Genomic DNA, 25,920 nt, shown 5'->3' on the forward strand with positions numbered 1-25,920 from the left:
TATGTTAAATTTACGTCTTAATGAGGTTAATTTACCTTATCCAGACCCCATCCATCCGATTATTATTCACTTTGTTATAGCGATGGTATTATTTGCTTTTGTCTGTGATATTATTGGGTATTTTTGGAAACAGAATTACCTTTTTGAGGTGGGCTTTTGGAATATGATTGTGGCTTCAATTACGATATTTTTAGCAGTGATTTTTGGCCAATTTGAGGCCGGACTCGCTCAACCTTATCAAGCCGCTCAACAAACGTTAAATATACATACTCTGACGGGTTGGATATTATCAGCAATTGTGGTGGGAATTACCGCTTGGCGTTTAGGAATTCGTCACCATAATTTTTTAAAAATACCTCCTATTTATTTAGGGGTAGCTACATTTCTAGTTATTTTAATTTGTTTTCAAACTTATTTAGGAACAAAATTGGTTTGGGTGTATGGATTGCACGTGGAACCGGTTGTAGAAGCAATGAAAGAAGGAGTGATCCAGTGAATGTATTACTGATTGAACAGTTAGGTTTAAAGTTAGGAGAAAATCGATTACCCTACCCGATTCCTATTCATCCTAATTTAGTTCATTTAACATTAGGATTGTTTATTATTGGAATTGCTTTTGATTTTGCAGGAACTTTATTTCCTTTAGAAAAACCGATTCTTAAATTGTTTTCAATTGAAGCTAATCCTTCAGGTTTATTTGATGCAGGTTGGTTTAATACTTTAGCGGCTGCGTTCATAACATTTTTTACCGTAGCCGCCGGTTTTTTTGAATTGGTTTTAGCTAACCCTGCTGTTACGACAAAAAGTGATTGGGGCTTACCCGTTGAAACTACTATGCTTTTGCATGGTTTAGGGGGAATATTACTGTTAATGGCTATTGTGCTTATAACAGTTTGGAGAGGCTTGCAACGGTATCGGTGGCGCAAAAATTCTTCTAAGCAAGTTCATTGGAGTTATTTAATGGTTGGTATTATCATGTATATATTATTGTTTATTCATGGGACTTTGGGGGCACAATTGGGAGATGATTTTGGCCTTCATAACACAGCTACCCATTTAGTACAAACCGGAAAAAATCCCAATGAATTTTTAAAAAGCGGACTCGTAAATTAGTTAATTTTAAGTACCAAGACATTCATAAAACACTCTATGTTTAAATATGTTTAAAAAACTAGCCCCCTATTCCTTAATATTCTTTCTTTAGTTAGAGGTAGCATTTGTCGTTTTTTTTAGAATGGATTTATAGTTGATTGAATTTTATAACCATTTTCTCAACATCTGTACTATCTTCGCTAAAGTTAAATCCTTGATATATTGCTAAGAATCAGTGCTAATTTTCAGAAAATTAACTGACACTGATATTACAGATTATTGGCAGTATTTTTGTACTAAAATGCTTACATAGAGGATTCAAATCACATAAATTGAGGTAACTATTTTATGAGCGATCAGGTATTACAACAGCCTTCATCGGATCAAGCTAGTTCCACGCATGACTTATCAACACCTCCAATTATTGATTATTGGTACGTTTGGACGGATGAACAGGGAGTAAGTCATCAATCTCGCCGCCAAATTCAGGACTTTAAACTAAAAAGTATTGCCGCCTCTACCTCTCCACAATGGATGGGAGAACTCAAACAACAGGGGGCTACTGTGGTTTTTAGCGTGCTGCCTGTAGGCTGGACTGGTATTTGGCATGAAAATCCAAAACCTCAATGGATTATTCCTCTAGCAGGGCGCTGGTTTGTGGAGACGATGGATGGAGAACGAGTGGAAATGGGGGCCGGTGAGATTTCCTTTGGAGCAGATCAGAATACCAAAGAAGATTCTCAAGGGCGTAAAGGACATTTGTCCGGAACTGTTGGCAATGAACCCGCCGTTTTAGTGATGTTACAGTTTGATGAAACGCCGCCGATGGAATAGCTTTGTTTGATGTTTTTAAAAAACTAAATCCTATAAAAGGAGGCAAAATGATGATTTCTCAACTTACATTAAATCAAGTTAATCCAGAAATGCGGCAGTGCATTGAAAACTGCTTGGACTGCCACAGTGTCTGTTTGAATACGGTTTTTTACTGTTTAGAAAAAGGAGGAAAACATTCAGATACGGCTCATATTAGGTTAATGCTAGACTGTGCAGAAATCTGTCAGATTAGTGCTAACTTTATGCTTCGTGGATCTGACCTTCATTCCCGAACTTGTGGCATTTGCGCTGACATCTGCTCTCGCTGTGCGGCTGACTGCCAGAGTATGGGTGATGATTCTCAAATGACAGCTTGTGCTGATATGTGTCGTCGTTGCGCCGAAACCTGTGAGCAGATGTCAATGGCAATGAGATAAAAAAATTGTGTACGGTGGGCCTTGCCCACCACAAACTTTCAAAAAATTTTACTGAACAGGTTAATCGAATATAGCACCCTTAGTTTTAGCGCCTTCTAGGTTTGCTCCTTTAAGTTTAGCCCCTTTAAGATTAGCACCATAGAGAACAGCGTCGCTTAAATCAGCACCATACAGAGCAGCACCCTCTAAATTAGCCTTCTGTAAATAAGCACCTTTGAGATTAGCTTTTTGAAGATAAGACCCTGATAAATTAGCGCCTGATAAACTAGCCCCTGATAAATTAGCTCCTGATAAACTAGCCCCTGATAAATTAGCTCCATATAGTTTAGCTTTAGACAGGTCTGCACCGTATAACTTAACCCCTGCTAAATCTTTTTCATGCAAGTCAGCTTCCACTAAATCGCAGTTATGACAATCTTTGGTACTCAGTAGAGTATCTATATTAGATTGCACAAAGGCATAAGCCGGTAAGTTAACCGCAGAAATAAATAAACAAAAAACAAGAGCAGTCAAGATTACTAGCTTACTCCATAAGGTTTTCATCATTTTTAGTTAACCTCTATAGTTAAAGTGATAGGTCTGTTTAATTTAGATTATCCTTATTAAATGCTATTTGTCAAAGATTATTTATTTTTATATAAAATCGACATAAATATGCTGTAAATGAAAAAAAAATTAATTTACTTGCTAACTACCTGGACATAAATAAAGCTCTCTGTATTAAGAATTGTAAAATGCTCACAATTCCCCCACACCCGACACCCTAGATCCTGTCGCCAAGAACAATTTAAATGCGTGACAGCTTATCATGTCATTGATGGAAGTACATAGAACAAAAGTATTAGTATTTTCCCAGGAAAATATCGACTTAATTTTAAGTTAATTGTAAAAAAAGGTTTTTCCAGTCAATTTTCGATGGGCGTTTTCCAGTATTAATTAACGCAAAAGTTTTATTAAGAGTAGAGGGAGAATGAAGACTTTCTACAATAGCCGTTGCTAAATCAATACGACTGGTTTGACCATTTAAATTATCTCCTTGTTCGATATTTATCCCCCATTTTCCGTTACTGGTTGCTTTTAATAAAGTATTGAGGTCGGCGGAAGTATAGGGACCATCAATCAATCTGCCGGGGCGAATAATTGTGTAAGGAAGTCCAGATGCTATCAAGCTATCTTCTCCTTGTTTTTTAGCATCAAGAACCCCAAAGGCATTCAAAATTTTAAAGGGAAATTGATGACGACGTTCAATGCCTATAGAAGAAACTAGAACAAAACGTTTTAAATTAGATGGTGCAGTATTAACCAGATTTGTAATGCCCATAGCATCAGCTTTCTCGGGGCTGTTAGCCGCAACTAATTTAGCATAATTAGGATTAAAATAACGTTTTAACTTTTCTAAAACGCTGTTTTCATGGCTCGAAAACTCCCATCTAGCAGAAGGAAAAGCCGTTGTTCCTGTGCAGCCAATAATATGAGTTACATTAGACATAGCCTCGGGCAGCGAATCGGCTTTTCTGATGTCTCCTAGGCTTATATCCACACGCCCATTAAACATAGCCTTAGCTTTATCGAGGTTTCGAGTTAGAATGCGAACTGAAAAGCCTTCGGCAAGTAATTTACTCACCGTTAACTGTCCCACTCCGCCAGTGGCTCCAGCAACTAAAATCAGGTTAGATTGATTGTCTGTCATATCGTTGAAAATATTTAGAAAAAACTGTATAATATAATAGTTATTATTATAGCAAAACAAATAAGTAAACTCGACAATAATTATCAAGTTCTTTAATCATTTTATTCGCTCAATAATAACTTGCTCACTAATTCCTGTTAATATGAACTACTCAAATTCTACAGATTTTCTCGTCCGTGCGGCTCTATATGAAGAAGTAAAAAGTGCTGGTAGCTTACTCGTCCGTCTCCAAAATTTAACCATCTCTCTTTGGATAGAAAATGGCAAAATATATGCCCTCGATAACCGTTGTCCTCACATGGGTTTTCCTCTTCACGGTAGTCCCTGTAAAGATGGAATTGTGACTTGTCCCTGGCATTATGCCCGCTTCGATGCCGCTAGTGGCGGAACGTTTGATTCTTGGGCTGACGATGTTCGAGCTTTTCCAGTTAAAGTTATTGATGGTGAAGTCTGGGTTAATTTAGCCGCCTCCTTCGAGCCAATCGAACACCAACGTCAACGACTGACTGATGGACTACAACAAGGCATTTCTTTGGTCATTGCTAAATCTACCCTCGCTTTACTTCAGTTAAATATTAGCCCAGTAGAACCGTTTCAAAAAGGATTAAGGTTTGGGACTCGATATAATCAAGCTGGTTGGGGAAGCGGTTTATCAATTCTGACTTGTTTAATGAATTTGTTGCCCTATTTAGATGAGATAGATAAACCTCTCGCTCTTTATCAAGGACTTTCTGCCGTAGCCAATGATAGCACAGATACACCGCCACGTTGGGGAGTACATCCTTTACCCCATCAGCCGGCTTTAGGGGAAGAATCAAATTTAGTAGAGCGTTTTAAACGCTGGTTTCGCTCGTTTATAGAAGTTAGAAATGCCGAAGCCGCCGAACGGACTTTAGTCTCTGCTATCACTGCTGGAATTAACCCTCTAGAAATTGCAGATATTCTTTTTAGTGCCGCTACTGACCATCGTTATTTAGATGTGGGTCATACAGTAGATTTTATTAATAAAGCCTTAGAAGCGCTTGATATTAATGGTTGGCAGGACGCAGAATTAGTTTTAGGAAGTTTAGTGTCTGGTTTAGCCAATGCTTCCCGAATGGAAGAGTCTAATGCTTGGCGTTATCCCGTAGATTTAGCGGCTATGCTCCCTGTGGCTTTTGATTCATTACCAAGCGTGTTAGAAAAAGGCCAATCAAAAAGGGGCCAATGGTCAGGTCAAGAAAAATTAGTGTCTATTCTTCTAGAAGATGACCCCCAAAAAATTATTGATGCTCTTTTGAATGCACTTTCGTGCGGCTGTACAGAGGAACAATTAGCGGGAGTTGTTGCTTATGCCGCTTCATTAAGAATTGCTCAATTTAACCTCAATAATGAATTTAGCGACTGGGATAGTGCCCATCATAGTTTTACCTTTGCTCATGCTGTCCATCAAGGTTTAAGACGAGTAAATTCTATAGAATTGTTACGGGCTGTTTTTGATGCGGCGATGAGTATATATCTCAATCGGTTTTTAAATATTCCACCTGCTAGGTTACCTTCTGTTAAAGAATCAGACCTCAAGCCGGATGAATTACTTAAACAATTACCAGAGTTATTTGACCGCCAACAACAAGTTAGTCAAGCGGCGCATTTAGTCGCTTCTTATCTTTATCAAAAAGGTGATGCTAAAAAATTAATGGCTATGTTAGGCAAGTTAATGTTAAGAGAAAATCGAGATTTTCATGTTATTCAAGAAATGGAAGCGGCTTTTAAACAATATTCTTTTTTAAATGGTTCAGAAGCGGGGATTCACATTTTGGTGGCGGCTACTCGCTATTTAGCGGCTCATGCACCTACCCGGCGGACTTCCTACCAAACTTATCAGATTGCTGAGCGCTTGTCTAAAGGTGATCGTTTATTTGAAGCAGAGAATTAACGCTCTCTGTGAGATTGTTGTGATCCTTCGCCAAGCTCAGGATGACATAAAATTTTTGTTTTTAATCGGAGTAAGTACCTGGACAAAATTAAAGTTAACTGTTTGGTAAGGGAACACCGGATCTGGGAACAGGGAACAGGAAAGGCTTTCAAGGCTTTTACATTTCTTAACATAATCAACTTTATTTATGTCCAGGTACTTACGTAACTCCTATAAAGTTTTTTTGGCTATTATTAATCCTATAAAACTTAACATCGAAATTAGATAAGAAACAGGAGATAAACTCGGTTCTGGTACTGATACTCCTGTATCCGGACAATTGGCAATGGGGCACACAGTTCCTAAAGTCCCTGCTTTAAGGAATAAACCAGAATCATATTGGCCATCTGTGGCATCTTGAATATTAATAATTAGGTAATTTCTTGCATCTTGAATGAGAGGAGCTTGATACAATAAAGGTTTCGTGTAGCCATCTAATTTTGTCTCAGAACTTGCAGGCCCAGTTCCTACGGGATTGTAGATTAAATCAGGACTATAAGGGCCTAAAGGACTCACAGCAAGGTTATTAATAGTCACAGCATCACCATTACTTAATTTAGCATAGTTAATGCCATTTAAAACCAGGCTAAAAGAATCATTATATTGACCAGCATATTCGAGTAATTCTTCTGAACCAAAAACATATTGAAAATATAATTGATCTACTGTTTTATCCACATCAAAACTGACAATCATACTAATAGAATCACCAGTTACACCCGGTAATCCTAAATCCGTGCTGAGATCAGCCCCACTGGGGGGGAAAAAACCGCCATCTACCGTGTTAGGACCTTTTAAATCGGTAACACGCCCTGTACTAAGCGCTACGGCAGACCCTAAACCGAATGGATCGTCGCTAAAGGTTCCAAATGCTCTGGCATCACCAATGAGATTAATATTAAAATTACTTAACCCTTTGTAATTATTAGGATCGTTGCTTAAGAAAGCATTAAGAAGGCTATTAGGATTATTATTTTGGACAATATCAAATGCTAATACCGGTAAATTAACCAAGGCTAAACTTCCAGTTAAAGAAAGAATTAAAGAAGAAATTACTTGATAATTTTTTTTCATTTTTTGCTCCAATAAATATCTTAAGTTAGTAAACAAAAATTTAGGGGCGCAAGGCTTACGCCCCACTTAATAAAAGGCAAAGATTTCAGGCATTTTAAAATTTTAAAAACAGAGAGTTTTATTGATGTCCAGTTACTTAAAAATTATTTGGGAGGTTCAGGACAAGGATCGCCGACATATTCGAAGTAAGGAGCGTTAAGGTCAAGACCATGTGCCCCTTGAAGAAAAGCGATCAACTCGTTTCCTCGTTCTGAATAAAGACCACTACCATTGCCAAAAGAGCCGAAATCAATTAAAGTATAACCCCGATCAAAAGATAGGCCACTCACTCCACAGTTAGGTAATTGAATTTTGTCTCCTTCAGCCACGTTAAAATCAGTAATTAAAGCGTAGTCATTTGTACCAGCTTTATCATAAAAATGCGGATCTAAGTTAGTTCCTGCAACAAAAGATTCTCCTAAAAGGAAGAGGTCGGCTCCGGCTCCACCCTCTAAGGTATCAATATCCGCACTGGTTTGATTTGATCCAATTAAAACATCATTTCCCTCACCGGCATTAATATAATCATTACCTCCATTACTTCTCAAATAATCATTGCCGGCATTAGCTATAATTGAATCATTTCCGTTGCCCAAAACGATTGTATCCTCTTTGCTTGTACCTGTTACTTGATAGTTCTCAAAATTGCTGAAGTCAATTGAGTCTAATAGAGAGGCTTCAATATTATTAGGATCGATACTTCTGTAAGCGTAACCCGTTTTATCCTCGGGTGTGACAAACATAATCATGCCGCTACCTGTATCTCCTACTGAGTAGTCCACCACAAGAGTATCAATAACCGGTAATTCTATTTCGCCTAAATCGGGTAAAAATACCGTATCTTTGCCACCATCAACGCTATCAAACCCTAAACCGCCATTAACCGTGTCTGCACCTGCACCGGTAGAAAAGTTATTGTTAATTCGGTCTAGTTGGGTAAGCCGGTCATTGCCGCTACCGGTTTTGATATCCTTAAAAATTTCAAAATTGCTAATGTTTGTGCCGTCAATATAATAGCTTTTTGAGGATTCTTGGGTAATATCAAAACTTTCTAAACTAATGTTTTGAGTTTTATTAGACAGATCATCAGATAGCGTATCAATACCGCGATCACCATCTAGCAGATCATTTCCACCTCCTCCATCCACAAAATCATTTCCGTCGCTCATCCGAAGCACATCATTACCTGAGCCGCCAATAATCGAATCATTTCGGATAGTCCCTGCAACGGACAAGCTTTCAATATTGGTAAAACCCACCTGATCTAATACGCTAGTTTTACTACTGTCGGCATAGTGTTTGATATCACCGGTATTAAATCCGCCTTCTATTCCCTCACCATAATCATCAATGGAGTAGTCTACCAAAAGCGTATCTGTACCCCCTCGTCCATCGACTATATCCAGTTGACTACCACTCAGGCTAGGATCAATTTTATTGTTACCATTGTCGCCATTAAGATTATCTCCGTAGTTAGAGCCGGTCAAATCTTCGACATTAGAGAAGGTATCGCCTTGAGCATCAGCAAAGAAACCTTGATTAAATAAAAGATCGGCGTATACTGCACCTGTTGACTCTAGGTAAGTGACTGTATCTTCTCCTGTGCCGCCATCCAGATGATCTGCACCAGCACCACCATTTAATAAATCGTTTCCTCCTTCGCCATAAATGTTATCATCGCCGCTCAAACCTCTAATAAGATTATTGTTGTCATCTCCTCGCAATTCTCCATCGCTATAAAGCGACCCTTCTAAATTTTCAAAAGAATTTCCCTCTTGTGGTGTTCCTTTACCACTGCTGGAGTCGTAGACAATGGTTTGCAGTTTGTCTCCCTCAGCATAGCCGCCAGAAAACGCATTGTCTTTGAGATTAACGTTTACTCCGGCATTAGAAAGCTTATAAGATAGCCAGTCAGAACCATCACCCCCAATAAGAGTATCATGACCTGAACCCGCATAAATTATGTCATTTCCCAACCAACCATCGATAATCCCGTCACCATCCCTAGCAATCAGAATATCATCGTAAGCTGAGCCGGAAACATTTTCGATGCCATCAATAAAATCCCCATCAGCAGAGCCGCCTTGACCTCGATGAGCGGTTATATATAAAGGCGAGACACCATCAGGAAGCGTAACATTACCCAAGAAAGTTTGATTAGAGAGGTTAACAAGAATGCCCGATTTTGAATCAAAATAAGTGGTAACATCGAAGCCATTACCGCCTCTAATCGTATCGGCTCCCTCACCGCCCAAAATGACATCATCATCACCGTCAAGCCCTTCTAAATCATCATTTCCGGCACCGCCATTAAGATAGTTTTTAGTATTACTACCGATGATCACGTCATTTTTAGCCGAACCTTCGACATTTTGAATATTCGAGAGGTTATCCTGAGTGCCATAGCCATCATTACTGGCAAATCCACTATTTAGATTGACTCTAACGCCATTAGGCGAATTACTGTAATCAGCAGTATTATTGCCCTCGCCACCGTTGAGGGTATCGTTACCCTGTCCACCATCAATAAAGTCATTGCCTTTGCCGGTGGTGATATTGTCATTGCCATCCCCGCCTCTGACTTGCCCTGGTGCCTCTACTCCATTAATAAATTGAATCGTATCATTGCCGGCTAAACCTTTGATGACAATAAGGGTCACTTTATCATAAGGATCGGGATGGGGGTCCGGATTGAGATCACTTCCGTTTACTTTGACGTTAACTTTTATTTCTTCAGTAGAATCATCTCGTTTTGCACTCCAAGTGCCGCCAAGATGGTCAACCGTAATTGTATTATTATCATCGGTTCCCCGCCGGTCTATAATTCCTGCATCGTCTAAGGATTTTTGCTGTTCTGGGGTGGGTTCTGGGTCTTCATGGTTGAAGTAGTCGGCAGTATGACAATCGGGTTTTGAGTCAAAATCAATCAGCTTAATATCCGCTAGATCGAGACGTTCGGTAACACTAAAAAAGCCTAGATCGAGTTCTAATTCTCCGAAGATAATTACCGACAAGCCGCCGCCTACATCAAAAGCACAAAAAGGTAAATTAGGAAAAAGGGTAGTTCCGCGAACTTTGCCATCTAATCCATCGCTGGCATCCAAACTTTGAGCAAAATTCATTCCTAAACCAACATTAATTCCTCCCCCAACGGTTAAAGAGGCAACTCCAACACTGACTCCTGCTGATGCGTCAACTTCTGCCTCTCCGTAAACATTAGAATTTTTGCGAGATATTGGATCTTTTGGGTCAGCATTGGGCCTGACCACATAAAATCCATCCTCAAGATGGCCTGTCGCTAAACCCGTTGAATCATAGCCAAACTGTATCTGTGCCCCAGCTTCTGCGTGCCCTTCAATTTTAATCACGATTGGCCCAACAACCGGAATGGTGATGTCAGGAATACTGTAATTAAAAGCAAATTTAGGGAATTCTTCATTGGTTTTAAAAAGATCTATGCCGGGTTTTCCGAGTAATAAATCAACCGTATTCTCTGGTTTATCTAAAATGGGAAAATCAAAACCAATGTCTTTCAAGTCTTGGATAAAAGCCGGTTCTAAACTACTGGCCAAAGGAGCGACTACAGCAGGTTTAGGTGTAGCTGTTGTGCTACTTAAATCGGTGGTTCGGATGTCTCCGCCTGTAAGGTTAAAACTTCCTAAGTTAATTTTGCCACTGTCGCTAGGTGCTTTTAAGCTGGCAAGAGTATTGAGAACTTGAATAAATTTTCGGGTTTCTTCAGGGATATTTGGTGATAATTCTAAAAAAGATTTGTCAATAACTGGAAGAGGAGTAATAAAAGGGTTTAAAACTGATTGAATGGGTTTTAAAATATCCTGAATGGGTTTGAGAATTCCGCCGGCGAAGTCTTCGACTAAAGAACCTGTATCTAGAGTAACGTTATCAAAAGAAACACTCGGCGCAGGCGTGGCAGGATTGCTACTGTCATATTGCCAACCGAGTAAATTTAATTCGCTTTCAATGGAGGGTAAAATGTCATTTTTAGCCGCACCGAGACCGGTATTTAATTTAAATTTGAGGTCAGCATTAGCCGTTAACTTTGGATCAGGCGCAACCGTTAGACTACTCAGGTCACTAACTTTGACTCTTCCTTTAGCGTCTGCACTGGTACTTGTTAAATCTGCACTAAATTTTCCGGTAAGTTGACTGCCATTATCGGTTGCTTGAAGATTTAAAAATCCTAGGGTTGCTTTCGCTTGTAAAGGATTGTTACTGGCATCAAGTAAGTTAGCTTTTAAGTCTGTTTGTAATTCTCCACTGGTTTTAGTATCTAAAAAGACATTGGCATTTTTATCAACGCCAAAACCAACGGTTAGTCCTAAATCTAATTGAGGCGTAATGCCGCCGTTTAAATCCAGCCCTAAAGTTGGCAAACCTAATTGATCGGCTAAAGATAAGTTAGGCTTAAAAGTCTTTCCTAGTTTAAATTGAAAATCGATAGCATTAGCATCATTTTGAGGAAGTAAAATGTCATTAATAGTGACAGCAGAATCGCCATTAGAATCTAATAATATATTTAACCCTGATGTCCCCAAGGCATCAAACAAGCTTTTTCTAACTGCATTAACAGTAGCGGTTCCGTTGCTATTAATTTCACTGATGATTTTGTTATCAACATTATTTAATAGCTGATCAACAAAGTTTTTAATTTTAATTTCTCCCACAAGCGGGACATTTTTTAAATCTTCGACTTCTAATTGGGATTTAATGCTATCTAGTAACGGTTTGATTTGAGACGAAATTAAATTTAAATGATCTTGAGCATTACTCGCTGTCTCTACTGTAATAGTTTTTCCATCAATATTAATTGTTTGAAAATCATCTCTTATTTTTAGCTTATTTAATTGAGAGTTAGTGAGATGACCCCCTGTGGCTAAAGCTGAAAAAATAGCACCTTCATCACCAGCCGCATCAACTGTGTTAATTTGCGTATCTATCCAATGTCCGACTTCTTCTAAAAAAACTTTAGTAATTTTATCAGGGTTACCAGCATTTAAATTGATAAATTCCTGTGATAAATAAATAGTATTAGTTTCTTGAGAAAAGGCTCCTCTAGCTCCTTTTAATGCTTGGTCTGATACAATTCCAATTTGAGGTAAACGACTAAAATTTTGCTGACTCCAATCTTGCCGCAGAGAATCTAAGGCACTCTCATTAAAATTATTGCCATAGGCTTCTGTTATTTTATTTAAAAAATCGCTATCTCCTGAAAGCTTATTTAATAGGCTTAGGCTATTTGTAACAGGATCTTTTAAGCCTATTAAATTCGAATTTTTCAGTAGGCTTTCAACAGAATAAGGAATTAAATTGCTTTCCATACTCTTGCTTATTTTACTTAGTTGGTGGTGCGTTTGGTTGGATTACTGCTGCCATTATATACATGGTAACTAATATTGGGTATTTTTTTTATATTTATTAAAATTTAAAATGGTAAGTATTAATGCTTGATTAATGATTTGATAAGTTCAGTTTTCAAAAATGAAAATTAAGTTTTTTCTAATAAAGTTATTTTTTCAAAAAATTGTTATAAAAATTTAGGCTATTCCTTAAAAATAGCCAATATTTTATTGCTGAGTTTATGAATCAATGTAATTTTTATTTCATAGAGTTTGGCTCATACTAATTTTTTCAATGATTTATCGTCATCCGCCAAAAGGAAGAATTAAGAGTTACGCACTCCTGATTAAAAACAACGATTTTATCTCCCAAGCGAGCGAGAGCGAAGAATCTCAAACCCTTATTTTTTCGTCACAGTGCGTAACTCCTAATTTAATTATTTGAGCCGCTATCCGGTATGTACTAAGATTCGTACTTAGCCGCAGGAAATTTTAAAAGACCAAAAATCCCTCAAACTTTCGAGCAACCGAGCTTTTAGGTTGTTTGTTACCCGATCAAGTTGATCGATTGGCCGATAGCTATTCCGGCGAGTGCGGCTAGTCCAGCAATACTCACCGTTTGCACTACGGTAGTAAAAATGTCGCGTTGTCCAATCCGGGCGCGACCGTATCCTAATAGGATTAACAGCACTAGAGTCATGGCAAAAGATACCCACTGCGCCTCTTTTAGAGGCAAAACCGCGAAAGCCAGAACAGGAGTCAGCCCAGCGAAAAGATCGGCAACAAACATCCAGAGCGCATGGGCTAAAGGTTTGGCCTGACTAGCTGAGGTCGGCCCATTAAAGGCGGATTCTAGGGTTAACAGAATGGGTGGGGCCTCTTGTAAATCCGCTCGAATCGCGTTTAGAGTCGCCGGACCTAAGCCAGTTTTCTGCAATTTTTTCATCTGTTCCTCAATTGCCCGTCCGGGATTGGCTTGTATTTGTGCCTGGCGTTGTTTGGCCTCGACTTTATTGCGGTCGCGCTCTGATTGTAGATCCAAAAACACCCCTGCCATCATAGAAACCGATGCGGCAATGGCTCCGGCCGCCCCTGCTAATAAGACTTGTTTTTCGCTCTGCGCGTTCAAAGCAACCCCTGCGACTAATCCGAAGATCGAAACCGTCCCGTCTTCCATTCCGAAAACGATATCACCAACGGAAGCTATAAAGGAGGTTTTCAACCTGTGTAAAAAAGATGTCGTCACCATATTCTGTAGATAATTTTTGGTCTATTTTCCAAGATTATGCCTCAATTGCATATATTTTAACAATAATATAGTGTTTTTCAGTCTAAGTACCTGGACATCATGAGTCCTGAGCCTTGCGAAGGATCGCGAACAATCTCAAACCCTAATTATTTCGTGGAGAGTGCGTAACTCCTAACGACTTAAGCTGTTACGCATCTAAATTATTAGTCCAGATAAAGAAGGGGGAAAGGGGAAAGGATTGAACCTTTGTACCAAAAATAAAGTTATAAAAATTAAATGCGTCTTAGCTTATGAGCAGCCAATTAAAGATGTTATAAAATTAGCAAATTTTCAATTTCTAAGTTTTCTTCTTTTACATACATTCGGTGTTTTAAATTAATAGGCGTAAATATTTGTCTTTCATGTATTAATAAGTCTATATTACCGAGGAAAAGAAAGCCTGTATTTTTGAGTGCAAAGTGAAAGCGAGTCAATATAGCTTCTTGAGTCTGTTTTTCAAAATACATCAGGACATTGCGGCAGAGCAATAAATCAATTTTTGAGATGGGAGCATCTTTAGCTAAGTCATGACACCCAAAAATTATACTTTGACGGAGTTTTCGCTCAAAAATATAATTTTTTTCAATCTTTGTAAAATATTTTTTGAGTAAATTAGGAGGGATACCTGCAATCTCTTTTTTGCTATAAGTTCTTTGCCGTGCTTGTGAAATAGCAGCTTCATCCACATCGGTTGCGAAGGCTTTAACTCGTTTTAAACAAAATTCAATTCCTACTATTTCTGCAAATAAAATTAGAAGGCTATAAATTTCTTGACCGGCTGCACAACCTGCACTCCAAATCCGAATCGGTTCATCAGCTTGCTTGTTAGAAACTATTTGAGGAATAATATTTTGAGCTAGATAATCCCAAGCTTCTTTATCTCGAAAAAAATAGGTAAAATTAACAAAAATTTCGTTTAACAGAGCGATATACTCTTGTGCATTAGATTCCAAATACTTGAAGTAGCTTTGATAATTATTAATATTAACAGCTTCCATCCGTACCCGAAACCGTCGCTTTAAAGTCGAGCGTTTATAATTTGTCAAATCACACCCTCGACTGCTTTTGAGGAATTCTAACAAGGCTTCAAATTCTGGGTCTAGTTGCGGCGGCGAAGGTTGCATAAAAAATTTCTTCTTTCTTTTTTTTTATTTAACGAAAAACCTGATCATAGAAATTCTTAAAAGCGTCGCTTATGGCTAGATTATGTTGTCTTGAAGTTTTAATTAATTGTTGAAAACAACGGGGTAGATGTACCAAGCATTTTTGTTGGGTTATCATTAGGTAACTGTTGTAAACAATCAAATTATTTTTTAAGGGTCTAGTTAATCGTTTAGTCATTTACAATTTTTTAAAAAGCACAGATATCTTAAGTAAAAAAGTCATCATTATATTGTATTATCCTTATGTTTTAAAATCTATAAGCTCACTCTATAGCGTCTAGTTTATAGGATTCTTAGTAGCTTAAACCTTTTGGCTATTGCTTATTAATATTTAATTATCTATTTTTTATTTTTATAGAAAAAACGCTATCACAGAGCAAAAAAAAAGTCAAGAGTTCGTCGTTAAAAACCCGAAAATCTGCGAATTTTAAAGCTTTTGTAAAGCTTATCGGCTTGATTGTAAAGTTTTTATTAATTTTTTTTAAATGAGGTTATTTACTTTTAAATATGTTAATATATAGTTTTACTTGACGTTGTATTTTTTCAAGACTCAAAAGACCAATGCACCAAAAAAGAACCACCAAAAAAAATCCCAAAAAATTTTATTGTCCCTATTGCGATAAAAGACTTTGGAGGGTTGGTAGCCCTAAATACTACCTTTTTCATCAAGGAAAAGAAAATATGCCAAAAAATCCGAATCTGACTCATAAAAAAGCTAGTTTTTTAGCTTCACAGCAATCTGTTGTAGTCAACCATAATATTTGGTTAGAAGAGTTTTTTTGTGAAAAGGATGGCAAAATTTGGTTTTATGTAGAGCGCTCCGAGAAGGGGAGCTTAACAGTTAAGTTAGCCACCCACGAACATTGGAAAAATACCACTAGAACAATTGATCCTGAACGTCCTAGTGATACTGCTAGTGAACTTAGTTGTAAAATGAGCCGCCAAGCTGATCCAGATTTAATTAACAAATCTAAACAGTCTACATTAGGCGTTACCCATTGACAGAAAAATCTAGTTGTGCGATTAAACTATTTCTCTCTCTAAACGCTTAATAATAAGTTCCCTAACCACTTTAAGATAAAGTTCTTGTGTTCATTTCGTACCAAAACTGATTATTTTTTTAAATTCTCATGTGTTCTAGTAGACAAAAAGTTCTCAAAAAACCCAAAATATTAGTAACTATAGGCTGGAAAGTTTTGATTAAAAATTTATTCCGTCTGCTTAATTGTTTTAAGGTCATAAGGATTGACCTCAATTCCCTATCTATTGTACATAAAGGCTAAATTTGAGCGCGGCTTAAGTTCTAATTTCGAATCTTCTGTTGGGTAAGTTATTAGGGTTTCTCTCCAGCAATTGCTACGAGAAATTTACATTGCCCATAACTTCGCCGTTGTGTCAATAGGCAACTCTCATTCACATAATATTTAATCTATAGTTAACCTTTACTTAACTGAATACGCTCTGTCTTTAGATAGATTTATAGTAAAGTTAAAATGTAATATTTTTATACAAAATAAGTTAAACTTAAGTAGGCTAGTTTAACGGCTTGCATATTGAAGCCAGTTAAAATTGATAATGTCAACCAAAAAAAAAATGAAGCAAGCTAAATCAATTTCTCAATCTAATAGAAATTTAATCCGAAAATTCGTTTTAGAAGCAAAGCAAAGACAAAAAACCGGAGAAGTGCCTTTTACTTATTATTATAAAAAATCCGATAATTTTGTTGGTTCTTTTTTTTGTGGTGATGAAACAGATGAGTTTGTACTTTTTTTTTGTATCGATTATTATGAACAGGATTTAATTTTAGAGTTAATAGCAGAACATTGTTATGCTTTAAATGAAGAAGTTTTAGTATATCCTTTAACTACAAAAGCCATTGAGCTTTATGAAACAGTGACACCCGAAAATTTTTTAATTGTAGAAATATCTTAAGATAACCATCAGGAATTAGATATGAGTTGACGGGGTGACAACAAGTTTAAAGTGGAGACTGGGGGTAGGGTGCAGGGTGTCGGGGGTAGGGAAAAATATCCCTTCTGAGCCGTTCTTTCTAACTCAATATTCAAAAAAAACCGCGCATTTCTCCCGACAATCCCTAATGATCTATAAATTTAGCGAGCGATCATTGAAATTTTTTCCCCACACCCTACCCCCCACACCCTGCCTTAATTACAAGTTTCTTGTCACCCCGTCAAGGGAGTGTGTAAGTCCTAAAATCATCATTATTGAAGAAAACGAATAAAGGTCAAGCCCTTACCCTTTTGCCCACTTCTGCAAGCAGTCTAATTTAGAGGTGGCGACTTCTCCGAGGCCGGTTCTAAGGGATTTGGTGAATGGGGATTATTGCAGCGATTACTTTCTAAAACATTTGTATTTGATTTATCCTACAATTCCTTGATAGTTTTTGCAACAAAACCATTAACTTTGCAATTTATTGACTAATTGCCGCGCAAAGACAGAAATAGCTTCGTATTTATCAGCATAATGATTTATAGCTTGCAGACGGGCAAATTGCTCATCAGGATTATTAGCAACGACAGCTAATTGTTCATAACCTGGATAGTAACGACAAAAAGTATAAGTGTAATTATCATCTAATAACCACTGGCTATAAATTTTTTGTTTTCGAGGAAAAAAACTGTCCCCCGCATTTTGGCTGATAATTTCTTTGGGATACTTTAAAATTTCTATAAAACTATCCACGGCCGCGGGTTGAATACGTCCTATTAATCGAGTGGTTAGATTTTGCAAAATTTTAGAGGCGGCTTTGGATTTAGCGATAGTATCTAAATCTTGAGCCGATAAGATTACTCGAATTCCTGACTTAGCTCCATTAGCACAAATTCTTCCTACTAAATTAGCAATTTGCTCAAATTCAAAAAGAATAGGTGCTTCATCAATAAAAAAGATCGATGCTGGACTGTTGAGAGCGCGTCTTAAAGCGGCAGAATAAGCACTTAAAGAAAGTATAGCCGCATCTTCACTATCTGATAAGTTTCTTAAAGCAAATACTAACAATTTAGCATTAGTAGGAAAGCTAGAAGGAGTAGAAATAGCTTTTCCCACTCGACTATATACCCAAAACCGCAAACGCAGTTGAATTTGATTAAGTGCCTCTTCTAATTGTCCGCCTATTGCATCAAGTTCTAAATGCTCTGGTGTGCAAAAATCTAGAAAATCTTTTAAAGTAGGGGTTTGTTGCCATGCAGCACTACCAAAGCCGGCATCTATTGCTTTTCGATATCGCTCATTAATACTTTCATCGGCAAAAAATGCTCTTAAAGTAAGGTTAAGCAGCGAACGCACGGTTTGAGTTAATAAAGAATTATTTCCTGATGACCCCAAAACCATAGTCATTAATGCCGATTCTAAAAAGGCAGTGTAATCCAAAAAGCGCTCGTGTTGTTGTTCTAAACTCAAAGACCTTAAATCGGGTTGTTCAAATAGATTATTAGATTGTTTGGAAATATCAAAATAAGCTCCATTTTTCCCCATAAACTCAGCATAATCGGTAAAAGTAGAGGTTCCATCGGGTTTAGGAAAGTCTAAAGCCACAATGGGAATATTATGAGCTAATGCTTGAGTCAAAATTCCCGAAACTAATACAGATTTACCGGCTCGGGTTGTTGCAAACAGAGCAAGATTTTTATGTTTATTAAATAAATCAATATAAATTGGTGTACCTCCTTCTTCAGCGATTAGTTCAAATCCTTTAGAATCCCCTTTTTTTGTCAACATTAAAGGCATTAACCCTGGTACTTCACTGGTCAAATATAACTGTCGTCGATTAAAGGGTTTAGCTAATAAGTTTTCCCAAACAATGGGAAGAGTTTGAAGCCAAATTTTCCAAGCATATTCTATCTCTCGAATTACTCTTGCTGGTCGTTGAAAGCAATTTTCAATATATTTTGTGGCTTCGTCTAAAGTATCTAGAGTCGGGCGATGGACTAAAATAGCGATTCCTGTATAAATAGGGATAGCTCCTTCATAAAGTTCTTCTTGAGCAGCTAAAGATTTTTTGAGTTTTAGTTGAGCATTAACATCGATAGTTTTGCTTTTTTGCTGGGCTTGAATTGCTGTCATATTAGATTGCTTTAATACCCGTTGTAAAGTGGTTTTGACTAAAGCAGGGTTAGCTGGCGTTAATTGGCAAAAAATTTCTGTGTCTGCTACAAGATCTCTAGCTAAAAGTTCCCATAAGTAACGAAGTTGGGCAGTTTTATTAGACCAGCCTCCCGGTTTTTCTAAAAAGGTTAATACTCCTAAATAATTATTATTAATTTTTACCCAACTGCGATCAGCTTGAGGAACTGTTGAATCGAGCAATAAGCTTGTACTATGCAGGCTATCAAGTAATAATTTAGTGCTAGATAAATTTGAATAAGTTTCTTCACGTAGTCCATTTTTATCTATTGTAATTAATTGAGGAATTTGGCTAGGTTGGCTGTCATTAAACCTTTTCCATAAAATTTTCCACAAGTCTTCTGCGCTTAAGGGTTTAATATCTAATCCCATTTGATTAGATAAAAGCTGCTCCCATCTAAAAAAGCCTCTTTTATAAGCATTAAAAAAAATTGTTTCAATCTGTTGATTTTCTAAATCTGTTATGTTACCTTTAAATTTTAACCACCATGATTCCGCTTTTGCCAAGAGCTTTTCAATCCAATCTTCTGTTTTAGCAGTTCCAATTTCTACTGTATAAGTTACATAAATTCTTAAAAATTTTATTTTTCGAATACCAGCATTAGCTAGTTCTTTTGTTCTCGATCTTTCGGACATTAATAAATATTTAATCTCTAAATTTGCTGATTCTTTCACTAAACTTTTTAGGTCATTTTGACGTTGTACATCAGACTTAAAAGACCCTAAATGAAGAGTCATTTTTTCATTAGTAGGAAGATCCTTTAAGCTAGTTTCTATTTGATGGAAAACTGCCTCTATTTGTTCTCGTCCTAATGTAGGATGAATTCCTTGGCATTCAAACCCGAAAACAAAACAAAATTGATTTTTTTGAGTTCCTTTAGTTAGTATATATGCACCTATATCCCGTCCGTTTAAGCAAATACGTAACATAGAAGCGAGATGTAAAGCATCTTCAAAAGGAGTTAAACGAATTTCCTGGCCTGCAAGATTAAGAGTTTGTTTGCCGATTTTTTGTTTCATAATTTATATCTAACAAACTTTGATAACGAGGAAACCCCCTTGTCCAATTAGGGACTCCAATAAATTTGCTTAAAAATCGCCAACTTTTATTACCTGTTAAAATCCACCATGTTGCGATTCCCCATGCCGCCATTAAAGTTATCCATAGCCATTTTTGGAATTCTCCTAAAAAAAATCCACCAAAAATCCCATTGATAATAAAATAGGATGTTAAAAAAATTATTACCCAAGGTATAATTTGATTGGCAGGAATAGGCCCTAATGATGGCTGAGTTCCTAAAATTTGATTAACAGTCCTGAATTCAGAAGTATTTTCTTGCTTCATAAAGTTTTATGCTAGTTTAAACCATTGTAAAAAAATCTATGTGCCTCCTATAATAAAGTTAGTAAGAACATCTGCAAGGGTAACAGCAATAATAACTAAAAGAGGAATTCTAGCGACACTTTGCCAATCTTCGTCTTTACGAATAGCATTAATAATATTAATTAGAGAAATAGCAATATACATTAAATATACGGCTCGCAAAGCATTAAAAATTAAACTAATAGCTAGATAGCTATTTTCTCCAACAGATGACCCTTGAGTTAATGTTGTCTTAAAAAAATCTTCTGCTTTTTTAAAAAATTGGGCTGATGCTGAAGTAGCTAAAAAGTTTAACCAAAGTCCTATCCCTAAAGATAATAACAACCAGTTACTAAATTTTAACCATCGTTTTTTAAAATTAATTCTAATTTTTCTTTTGATTAATTTATTCTTGAATTTTAACATTAAAATAAACCCTTTTTTAAATTATAGTAAAATAATTAAAACTGCATAGGTTGATTAACATAAACTTCTACTTCTGTTCCTGCGGCAAGAAACCAAATATTAGTGCGTTGAAGCATTTCTGCAAGTTGCTGTTGATTGCGCTGAGTAATTTGAGGAATAACTGCATTTAGCCCTCCTTCCAACACACCTGCTGCCAAATTAGGACTATTGTTATTATTAGTAATAATCGTTCCTGCTACATTAGTTGTTACAACTTCCGAGCGAGTACGATTAAATAATTGGGAAACTTTACCTAATCCTCCTAATACAAATAAACCCAAGTCCATAGTAGCAATAGAACCTCCGTGTTTAGGAAATTTTTCGGCAAACAAAGGTTTACCTTTAGGAGCGCGAATTACCAGACTACCTTTAGCTAGAGTTTTTTCAATTGTATTGTTATTATTATCCCAAATCACTTTATTAACAGTTAAGTATAACAATCCTTGATCAGTTAAAGAACTAATTTTAGTCAACAATTGAGCATTAGCTGGAAAAGCTATTTCTTCGTCAGGAGTTTTTAACGGTTCTTGTAAAGTTATTACAAAAACGTTAGCCTCTTGTTCAGAATTATTTGATTTAGAAGTTTCGCCAAAAACGGCAGTAGTTAAAATAGCTTTAGCAGAGGTTCCTACTGGAATGGTTTTTGGAACTTGTGATGTAGCTTGGCTAACAGTAGAAGAGTTAACTATTTGTGGTGTGGGTGTTGGAGTGTAAGGAGTTTGAGTAGAAGGCGGCGTTTGTTGGATAGGATTAGGTACAGGGTAGTTAACTGGCTGGGGAACTGAATTTTGAGGAGGGGGTGAGTAAGTAGTTCGAGTATTAATTGGCTGATTAACATTGTTTTGGGAAGAGTTTTGAGCAGAAACCATAGGCAAAATATGAGGTTTTGGTGAAGGTTTAGAAGAAGGTTTATAAACAGGTTGAGCAACTTTAACAATTTTTTCAACCGTTACAATTCGAGGAACATAAATAGTTTTAACTTGGTTAATATTTTTAGTTTTAGGAAAAGAAACAGGAGAAGGTGAGAAAGTAGCTGAGCTTTGAGTTGTTTTTTTGGATCTTAGAGTTTGTTGGGCTAATTTAATGGCTTCTTCTTGTTCAGAAAAGGCTAACTTAGTTTTTAGGTTTTCTACTTCTGTTTCTAAATTTTGTAAGTAAGATTTTGTTTCTTGTTTAGGTTGAGAAATTATTACATTTTTATTTTTTGGGCTTTGTTGATTAATATTCATAATTTGCCATAAAAATCCACCAGCTAAAACAAATATAATTAATGTTGTTACTCCTACTAACCCTAATTTCATGAACGGATTAGACGAGAAAGTTTGTTGAGTTTGCTCTTTTTGAGCTTCAGAACATGAAATTTCAGGTAAAAAAGAATTTTCTTCAATTTTTTCATCTTTAGATATAATTTCGTTTTCCAAGCCGACTAATTTTGCCATCCGTGATTCCCAGTCTGAGGTTTCATTGGCTAGATGGGAATAATCAGCAACAGCATTTCTTAAATCTTCAAAAATAGTTTTAGATGAATTGTTATTTTCCATTATAGTCATACTCATCAATTTAATTGTTTTTTCTATTTTCTTTGTAAACACTCTATAAAAAATAAAATAAATTTTTAGGCTTTTATTTTATTTAACATTTTTTCGCCCACAGTTTTGCTCTTTTAAGTCGCAAATGTTAAAAATTTGTAAGCGGGCTTCGGCTAATTGATAAACGACTAGATTTAAAGGAAGTGAATTATCAGATAGTATTATAGCAGGTTGATCAATGGTTTTAATTAATATTTGTTTATTAAACTCAATTGATTTCCCTAATTTATCAAGATTACTAAAAATTAATTGGTTAGCAAATATATTGACTTTCCATTTGCCTTCTGCGATTTTTTCAGGTTCAGAAATTTTTTGTATAATTAATAATTTTTCTAAACTATCATCATTATTTAGTGAAGATGAATCTAAAGTTTTTGTAAAAAAATCTTGGCGAAATTTGTTTTGATATTCACTAGCTATTAATCCAGAACTAACTTTAAGAATTGTTGCAGAAGGTTGTTGAGGCGAAGTAGTGAATAAAAAAGTCATCGTTTCTCCTATAAAACGGCGAATTGTGATGTTTTGCCTTTCTTGATTTGCTTCTGGTTGACCAGTAATAGCACGTCCATTGATCAATTCTATTAGAACTTTTGGCATCAATTGCTGACTTAACTGCTGTAACATAAAATTATTAAATAACATTAACAATAAGGCTAAGGAATTTAAGCCAATTGTTCCTAATCCAAGCAAAAGTAAAGTATTTTTTATCTGATTTTTTAATTGATGCCAGTGCATTTTATAAATTTAACATTTTTGATCTGGGTAGTTTTTTAATTTATTAGGTTTATCTAATAAACATAAGTTCCGAATCTCGTAAATTTCTAATTGTTCGGCTCGAACACTATAGATGGCTGTTTGTAAAGTAGTTAACTGTTCAAGTAGAGGATAAGGAAAATAATCTGTTGTTCGCACCAGTATATCTTTATTATAAGGAATGACAATTCTTTTTCCTTGTTTTTGTTGAACTAAATCAGCAACAATTCCAACCCTCCAATTTTCAGAAGTAATTTTTTCTGGTGGTAAAATGCGTTTAATTTTTAGCTGCGTCGATATAATTTGATCGAAGTTTTGAGAAAAGACTTCGGGCGGTGTCATTTCTGAAATTTTACTGAGGAAACCTTTACGAAAATCTTCTGATAAACTAAAACTAGCTATCCAACTACTGGTCGTTACTTTGGTGATACGGCCTTTAAGTGTAGTAATCTGTATTCCTAAATCAGGTTTAGGTTTAGTGAGTTCTTCAAGAGTTTGAGGTGGTAAAAAACCAGTCCAATTAAACATAAGTTCTAAGGTTTTTATGACAAACTGACGAATAGTTTGAGGATCTTGTGTAATTTCTTCATATTTGACGAGTTTTTGACCGTTTACTAATTCGACAAAGTTATAGGGTTTTCTTAAACTTAATTGACGAATAGTAATTCCTTGAATGATTAAAAATATAACGACTAATAAGTTTAAGACAATAGCAAATATAGCGAAATTTACTAAATTATTATTTTTTTTTGGCTTCTTTTGTAATAAACTCATTTAATTTAAATTTTCTCTCTAACCCATGATGTGGTATTGCTAATCGCGTAAAATAAAACAAAATTTGCAGTCGCGGCGATAATTAAAGCTAAAATTGGTGCTAAAATTCCCAAAAAAATCATAAACCATAATAAATCTGGCTCTGCTATTGGATCTTGTCCTGGCCCATTAACAATTACAGCAGAGGTAATAATAGCAAGAATATTAAAAGAAATTTTAGCAATACCACTGGCTAAAAATCCTGATAACCAAGCAAATATGGGCTTACCGGCTACTGGGAGTAAAGAAGCACCTACCGCTAATGGACCTAAAGCCGCTATCAGTAGCATAATTGCTTCTATCAAATTTTGAAAGGCAGTTTGCCATGAAATTAAAACATTCTTAATTATAGTTTGCCCTGTAGAACCCAACAAGGCATTAAAGGTTGTTTCTGATAGGGTTCCATTATCATATTTAACCTGATTGATCTTATTTTCTAATTTAGTAATCCAAACTTTATCTCCATATAAATTTCTATATTGTAATAAAAATATATCTAGCTTTTCTGTAGCTTTTACTAAACACTGTGATTGCTGTTCTCCTGTTAAAGCTTGACAAGGGCGAAGTAAAGATCCAGCAATATCTTCTGCCACACTCATGTTTAAAGCTTGTTGATAGACTTGCTCACTATTTGCTGTTGTTACGATCTGTTGATTAATAGTATTGATAAAATTTCGCAATCCTAAAGTTAAGTTAGATAAAAAGTTTGCCTGACCTGGGTTAGCGAGAAGAAATACAACGATAAATGGCCAAATTAAAGATGAAATAGGGCGAGAATATTCATGATAAATTACATCTTTTAGCCACTGTACCATAAAAAAGAGTAAAGTTCCGACGGCCAAAAATGTCCCTAATTGGCTTAATGAAGAATAAATGTTTTTATTAGTGGTATTTTGTAATAAAATTAACCATTGTTCATTCCAGTTTTCTGCAATTGTTCTGGCGGTTACTTCTCCATTATTCAAAAGTTCGTTAAGCTCAAGTTGAGCAAGATTTTTAAAAATCATTATTTGCATTTTGATACAGTGTTTTAATTATAAATTTTAATTAATTTTTCAAAAAAATGATAATTAGTTTGTTGTTTTTACTTCAATTGGCTTACCATATAAATCAGTTTGAAATGTAACTTTTAAAAGGCGGGCTGTTTCGGCAGACGCATTTACTCTACTATCACGATTTATCTGTTCGATTTGACTGGCTATATTATTTAAGTTTAAGTTAGAATATAGTAAAAATTGGTTAGTTTTTATATTTTGGCCTACGTTTTCGGATAAAAATTTTGCGGTTTCTGTTTGAATTTTAATTGTCTGCAACTGTAATTTAAATGTATTAGTATTGAGAGAAGCCGTAATTCCTTCTATTCCTGTTAGTTGAGCGGCATTACTCAAAAACTTGTTAAGGGCATTTGTATAAATATCTTCGGCATCTTGAGAATATTTATCAATTTTATTTAAAGTAGTTTCTGCATTTTGTAATTTTGTTTTTAAGCGCACTTGTCCACTTTCTCCCCAATCACTAGCAACGGCTCCTAACGTTATTACCCGATCAATTTCATTTTCAGTTAATTGCGCTCGCAGTTCTGAATTATTTTCAAATTTATCAGAAAGAGAATCAAAATAAATTTCATTTGCTACTCTTTCTCCTGCTAAAATCGGGTTGGGCAGATTTAATTCTCCTGTTGACTCCTGAATAGCCCCTTGAACTCTCTGTTCCAAAGGTTTTAAAGTTTTACTGGCATTATCTGTTACATAGTTTTGTAAATCTATGGTATAAGAATAAAAATCTCCCCATATTTTACCCAGTTGTGCTTTAACGGGATTTTTAACAACAAAAATTAACAAAAATGATAAAATGGCTATTTTTAATCTTTTATTCATTGATGATATT

The 25,920-nt window shown here is 35.9% G+C and carries 21 protein-coding genes; 7 read left to right on the forward strand and 14 right to left on the reverse strand.

Going from position 1 to position 25,920, the window contains the following annotated elements:
* The first annotated feature begins 1 nt into the window (after position 1).
* The 4 genes from CYAN7822_RS27815 (at position 2) to CYAN7822_RS36250 (ending at position 2,342) form a co-directional block, all read left to right on the forward strand.
* Positions 2–496 carry a DUF2231 domain-containing protein gene (locus CYAN7822_RS27815; RefSeq protein ID WP_013334302.1) on the forward strand — a complete coding sequence of 165 codons (495 nt, stop codon included), beginning with the start codon at positions 2–4 and terminating at the stop codon, positions 494–496.
* Positions 493–1,113 carry a DUF2231 domain-containing protein gene (locus CYAN7822_RS27820; protein WP_013334303.1) on the forward strand — a complete coding sequence of 207 codons (621 nt, stop codon included), beginning with the start codon at positions 493–495 and terminating at the stop codon, positions 1,111–1,113. Before CYAN7822_RS27815 ends, CYAN7822_RS27820 begins: the two co-directional genes overlap by 4 nt.
* 327 nt (positions 1,114–1,440) lie before the next feature.
* Entirely contained in the window at positions 1,441–1,926 is a 486-nt protein-coding gene (locus CYAN7822_RS27825) for a cupin domain-containing protein (protein WP_013334304.1), read from the forward strand.
* A gap of 47 nt (positions 1,927–1,973) precedes the next feature.
* A complete protein-coding gene (locus tag CYAN7822_RS36250; RefSeq protein ID WP_071881454.1) occupies positions 1,974–2,342 on the forward strand; it encodes a four-helix bundle copper-binding protein in 369 nt (122 codons plus the stop codon).
* A 60-nt stretch (positions 2,343–2,402) separates the two neighbouring features.
* On the opposite strand, the gene CYAN7822_RS27830 is transcribed toward CYAN7822_RS36250, so the two are convergent.
* The gene (locus CYAN7822_RS27830) at positions 2,403–2,888 is read right to left on the reverse strand and encodes a pentapeptide repeat-containing protein (protein WP_013334306.1); all 486 of its coding nucleotides are present in this window, start codon (positions 2,886–2,888) and stop codon (positions 2,403–2,405) included.
* A gap of 328 nt (positions 2,889–3,216) precedes the next feature.
* Positions 3,217–4,032, reverse strand: coding sequence for an SDR family oxidoreductase (locus CYAN7822_RS27835; RefSeq protein WP_013334307.1), 816 nt, complete (start codon positions 4,030–4,032; stop codon positions 3,217–3,219).
* A 142-nt stretch (positions 4,033–4,174) separates the two neighbouring features.
* Between CYAN7822_RS27835 and CYAN7822_RS27840 the strand changes: the two genes are divergently transcribed.
* Positions 4,175–5,947: a Rieske (2Fe-2S) protein gene (locus CYAN7822_RS27840; protein ID WP_013334308.1), complete on the forward strand. Its 1,773-nt coding sequence runs from the start codon at positions 4,175–4,177 to the stop codon at positions 5,945–5,947.
* A 210-nt stretch (positions 5,948–6,157) separates the two neighbouring features.
* On the opposite strand, the gene CYAN7822_RS27845 is transcribed toward CYAN7822_RS27840, so the two are convergent.
* The 4 genes from CYAN7822_RS27845 to CYAN7822_RS27860 all read right to left on the reverse strand — a co-directional run bounded on the left by CYAN7822_RS27845 (position 6,158) and on the right by CYAN7822_RS27860 (position 14,868).
* Positions 6,158–7,060: a choice-of-anchor L domain-containing protein gene (locus tag CYAN7822_RS27845; RefSeq protein WP_013334309.1), complete on the reverse strand. Its 903-nt coding sequence runs from the start codon at positions 7,058–7,060 to the stop codon at positions 6,158–6,160.
* A 143-nt stretch (positions 7,061–7,203) separates the two neighbouring features.
* On the reverse strand, positions 7,204–12,438 hold the full coding sequence (locus CYAN7822_RS27850; RefSeq protein WP_013334310.1) for a calcium-binding protein: 5,235 nt from the start codon (positions 12,436–12,438) through the stop codon (positions 7,204–7,206).
* Positions 12,439–13,003: 565 nt separating this feature from the next.
* Positions 13,004–13,705: a VIT1/CCC1 transporter family protein gene (locus CYAN7822_RS27855; protein ID WP_013334311.1), complete on the reverse strand. Its 702-nt coding sequence runs from the start codon at positions 13,703–13,705 to the stop codon at positions 13,004–13,006.
* 311 nt (positions 13,706–14,016) lie between these two features.
* Positions 14,017–14,868, reverse strand: a complete 852-nt coding sequence (locus tag CYAN7822_RS27860) for a CheR family methyltransferase (RefSeq protein WP_013334312.1) — start codon at positions 14,866–14,868, stop codon at positions 14,017–14,019.
* A 720-nt stretch (positions 14,869–15,588) separates the two neighbouring features.
* Between CYAN7822_RS27860 and CYAN7822_RS27865 the strand changes: the two genes are divergently transcribed.
* Positions 15,589–15,909, forward strand: coding sequence for a hypothetical protein (locus CYAN7822_RS27865; RefSeq protein WP_245602808.1), 321 nt, complete (start codon positions 15,589–15,591; stop codon positions 15,907–15,909).
* A 573-nt stretch (positions 15,910–16,482) separates the two neighbouring features.
* Complete coding sequence (locus CYAN7822_RS27870; protein WP_245602809.1) at positions 16,483–16,839, forward strand: hypothetical protein; 357 nt, start codon at positions 16,483–16,485, stop codon at positions 16,837–16,839.
* A 486-nt stretch (positions 16,840–17,325) separates the two neighbouring features.
* Here the strand turns inward: CYAN7822_RS27870 and CYAN7822_RS27875 are convergent, their stop codons facing one another.
* The 8 genes from CYAN7822_RS27875 to CYAN7822_RS27910 all read right to left on the reverse strand — a co-directional run bounded on the left by CYAN7822_RS27875 (position 17,326) and on the right by CYAN7822_RS27910 (position 25,910).
* A complete protein-coding gene (locus CYAN7822_RS27875) occupies positions 17,326–20,070 on the reverse strand; it encodes a hypothetical protein (RefSeq protein WP_013334315.1) in 2,745 nt (914 codons plus the stop codon).
* Positions 20,039–20,395, reverse strand: a complete 357-nt coding sequence (locus CYAN7822_RS27880; RefSeq protein ID WP_013334316.1) for a hypothetical protein — start codon at positions 20,393–20,395, stop codon at positions 20,039–20,041. The genes CYAN7822_RS27875 and CYAN7822_RS27880 overlap by 32 nt, the downstream gene beginning before the upstream one ends.
* A gap of 36 nt (positions 20,396–20,431) precedes the next feature.
* On the reverse strand, positions 20,432–20,839 hold the full coding sequence (locus CYAN7822_RS27885; protein ID WP_013334317.1) for a hypothetical protein: 408 nt from the start codon (positions 20,837–20,839) through the stop codon (positions 20,432–20,434).
* A 35-nt stretch (positions 20,840–20,874) separates the two neighbouring features.
* Positions 20,875–22,434 carry a TrbI/VirB10 family protein gene (locus tag CYAN7822_RS27890; protein ID WP_245602810.1) on the reverse strand — a complete coding sequence of 520 codons (1,560 nt, stop codon included), beginning with the start codon at positions 22,432–22,434 and terminating at the stop codon, positions 20,875–20,877.
* Positions 22,435–22,506: 72 nt separating this feature from the next.
* Positions 22,507–23,202 (reverse strand): hypothetical protein, encoded by a 696-nt coding sequence (locus CYAN7822_RS27895; protein ID WP_013334319.1) that lies wholly within the window; start codon positions 23,200–23,202, stop codon positions 22,507–22,509.
* 9 nt (positions 23,203–23,211) lie between these two features.
* A complete protein-coding gene (locus tag CYAN7822_RS27900) occupies positions 23,212–23,994 on the reverse strand; it encodes a hypothetical protein (RefSeq protein ID WP_013334320.1) in 783 nt (260 codons plus the stop codon).
* Positions 23,995–23,999: 5 nt separating this feature from the next.
* Entirely contained in the window at positions 24,000–25,049 is a 1,050-nt protein-coding gene (locus CYAN7822_RS27905; protein ID WP_013334321.1) for a hypothetical protein, read from the reverse strand.
* A gap of 54 nt (positions 25,050–25,103) precedes the next feature.
* Complete coding sequence (locus tag CYAN7822_RS27910) at positions 25,104–25,910, reverse strand: hypothetical protein (protein WP_013334322.1); 807 nt, start codon at positions 25,908–25,910, stop codon at positions 25,104–25,106.
* Positions 25,911–25,920 lie beyond the last annotated feature (10 nt).

Origin of the sequence: Gloeothece verrucosa PCC 7822 (assembly GCF_000147335.1) — a bacterium.
In the GTDB taxonomy this organism is placed as follows: Bacteria; Cyanobacteriota; Cyanobacteriia; order Cyanobacteriales; family Microcystaceae; genus Gloeothece; species Gloeothece verrucosa.